The organism is Streptomyces sp. HSW2009 (assembly GCF_040240285.1).
GTDB lineage: Bacteria > Actinomycetota > Actinomycetes > Streptomycetales > Streptomycetaceae > Streptomyces.
The window spans coordinates 1-3069 of sequence record NZ_JBEHZD010000754.1; the positions used below are offsets into that span (position 1 = coordinate 1).

At 71.5% G+C, this 3069-nt stretch carries 2 protein-coding genes; one reads left to right on the top strand and one right to left on the bottom strand.

What is annotated here, in order from left to right:
- Positions 1–122: 122 nt before the first annotated feature.
- Positions 123–1916: an AMP-dependent synthetase/ligase gene (locus tag AAHZ94_RS31760; RefSeq protein WP_349997173.1), complete on the bottom strand. Its 1794-nt coding sequence runs from the start codon at positions 1914–1916 to the stop codon at positions 123–125.
- A 263-nt stretch (positions 1917–2179) separates the two neighbouring features.
- Here AAHZ94_RS31760 and AAHZ94_RS31765 point away from each other — a divergent pair, with 263 nt between their 5' ends.
- Positions 2180–2959 (top strand): metallophosphoesterase family protein, encoded by a 780-nt coding sequence (locus AAHZ94_RS31765; RefSeq protein WP_349997174.1) that lies wholly within the window; start codon positions 2180–2182, stop codon positions 2957–2959.
- Positions 2960–3069: the final 110 nt, after the last annotated feature.

Genomic DNA, 3069 nt, shown 5'->3' on the forward strand with positions numbered 1-3069 from the left:
CCCCCCGGGGGGGCCCACCGGCCGGCCGGGCCGGGGGGGGGGGGGGCGCGGGTCGGGGGGGGGGGCGGCCACGCGCCCGCCGGCACCGCGCGCCGCTCCCCGACGCCGTCGGCCGGCCCGGATCAGGCGCGGTAGATGGCCTCGATCTCGTCGGCGAAGTCCTTGGCCACCACGTTGCGCTTGAGCTTCATCGACGGCGTCACGTGGCCCGAGTCCTCGGTGAACTGCGTCGCCAGGATGCGGAACTTGCGGACCGACTCGGCCTTGGAGACCGCCGCGTTGCCGTCGTCCACCGCACGCTGGATCTCGGCCAGCAGTTCGGGGTCGGCGCGCAGCGCGGCCGGGGCGGCGTCGGCCTTGCCCTGTTCGGCCGCCCAGCGCGGCAGGAACTCCTCGTCCAGTGTGATCAGCGCGCCGACGAACGGCCGCGCGTCGCCCACCACCATGCACTCGGCGACCAGCGCGTGGGCCCGGATGCGGTCCTCGATGACGGCTGGGGCGACGTTCTTGCCGCCGGCCGTCACCAGGATCTCCTTCTTCCGGCCGGTGATGGTCAGATAGCCGTCCTCGTCCAGCGTGCCGATGTCGCCGGTGTGGAACCAGCCGTCGGACAGCGCCTCCGCGGTGGCCGCCTCGTTGTTCCAGTAGCCGCTGAACAGGTGCTCGCCGTGCAGCAGCACCTCACCGTCGTCCGCGATGCGCACCACCGAACCGGGCAGCGGCTGCCCGACCGTGCCGATCTTCTGCCGGTCCCACGGGTTGAAGGTGGTGGCCCCGCAGGACTCGGTGAGCCCGTAGCCCTCCAGGACGGTCAGCCCGATGCCGCGGTAGAAGTGGCCGAGCCGCTCGCCCAGCGGCGCGCCGCCGGAGATCGCGTGCGTGGCCCGGCCGCCGAGCACCGCACGGAGCTTGCGGAAGACCAGGACGTCGAAGAGCTTGTGCCGCAGCCGTACGCCGAGCGGCACGCCGCCGGGGGCGTCCAGGGCCCGGCTGTAGGCGATCGCGGACTCGGCCGCCCGGTCGAAGATCTTGCCCTTGCCGTCCGCCTGCGCCTTGGCCCGGGCCGCGTTGTAGACCTTCTCGAAGACCCGCGGCACGCCGAGGATCAGCGTCGGGCGGAACGCGGCCAATTCGGTGGTCAGCGTCTTCACGTCGGCCACGTGCCCGAGCTTGACCGGTGCCAGCACCGACGCCACCTGGATCAGCCGCCCGAAGACGTGCGCCACCGGCAGGAACAGCAGTACGGACGACTCGTCGGTACGGAAGATCGGCTTCAGCCGCTCCACCGCGTTGCCGCACTCGGCGAAGAAGCTGCGGTGGGTCAGCACACAGCCCTTGGGCCGCCCGGTGGTGCCCGAGGTGTAGACGAGGGTCGCCGGCGAGTCGGCCGTGGCCACCGCGCTGCGCTCGTCCACCGCCTGGTCGCTGACGTCGGCACCGGCGGTCGCGCGCGCCGCGCGCGCGCCCCCCTCGATCTGCCACACCTGCCCGAGCCCCGGCAGCCGGTCGCGCACCGCCTCCCCCACGCGCAGGTGTTCCGGCGTCTCCACCACGCAGGCCACGGCGCCCGAGTCGCCCAGAATCCACTGCACTTGTTCGGCCGAGCTGGTCTCGTAGACGGGGACGACCACGCCGCCCGCGCTCCAGATCGCGAAGTCCAGCAAGGTCCACTCGTACCGGGTACGCGACATCAGGCCGACCCGGTCACCCGGGCGGATGCCGGCGGCGATCAGTCCCTTGGCCGCGGCGCGCACCTCGGCGAGGAATTCCGCGGCCGACACGTCCTGCCACTGGTCCCCGACCTTGCGGCCCAGCACGGCGACGTCTGGATGTTGGGCGGCGTTGCGCCGGATGAGGTCCGTCAGATTGCCGTCGGCCGGCACTTCGTAGAGGGCCGGGAGGCTGAACTCGCGCAAGACTGCTGCTCCTCGTCGGGCGCCGGCGCCACAAGGCCGTGGCGTGCTACCTCGGCTGCGGTCCATCAAGGCAGTGCGATAGGGACTGCCCGGACGTTACCCATCGGTACGGCTAGGGGGATAGGGGTCATGCTGAGATGTCTTATGCGTCACACATAACGGAGGTGGCTTCGCGCACAGTAGTCCCAAACGGGGGTGACGCGGAAGTAACCGCAGGTGGGGGCCCTTCCTGCGGGCGACTTAACGGTTCTAAGGTGTGTCGCATGCGAGTTCACGTGGTCAGTGATGTGCATGGCAACAGTCAAGACCTCGGCAAGGCGGGCACCGGGGCCGATGCCCTGATCTGCCTGGGCGACCTGGTGCTCTTCCTCGACTACGCGGACCACTCGCGCGGCATCTTCCCCCGGTTGTTCGGCGTCGAGAACGCCGACCGCATCGTGGCGCTGCGCACCGCCCGCCGCTTCGAGGAGGCCCGCACCTTCGGCCGCGAACTCTGGGCCGAACTGGAGGCGCGCACCGGCGGCAGCCGCGAGGTGGCCATCGAGAGCGCGGTGCGCGCGCAGTACGCGGACCTCTTCGCCGCCTTCCCGACGCCGACCTACGCCACGTACGGCAACGTGGACATCCCGTCGCTGTGGCCCGAGTACGCCGGCCCCGGCACCACCGTCCTGGACGGCGAGCGGGTGGAGATCGGCGGGCGCGTCTTCGGCTTCGTCGGCGGCGGGCTGCGCACACCCATGCGCACCCCGTACGAGATCGACGACGAGACGTACGCGGCCAAGATCGCCGCGCTCGGCGAGGTCGACGTGTTGTGCACGCACATCCCGCCCGACGTGCCCGAGCTGTGTTACGACACGGTCGCCCGCCGCTTCGAGCGCGGCAGCTCGGCCGTCCTGGACGCGATCCGAACCACCCGGCCGGCCTACGCACTCTTCGGCCACGTGCACCAGCCGCTGGCCCGCCGGATGCGGGTGGGCAGCACCGAGTGCGTGAACGTGGGCCACTTCGCCTCGACGGGCACGCCCTGGGTGCTGGAGTGGTGAGCCGCCGGCCGGGCTGATGCGGGTCGGGTCGCCGTCCCGGTCTCTTATTCACATCTGACGCTGCCGCCGATAAGCCGTGTGGAGATCTCGGGGGTGGCCGGTTGATTAAA

Bases quoted from the DNA above. Each gene is read 5' to 3' on its own strand.
- AAHZ94_RS31765 (WP_349997174.1), top strand. From the start codon at position 2,180: ATGCGAGTTCACGTGGTCAGTGATGTGCATGGCAACAGTCAAGACCTC.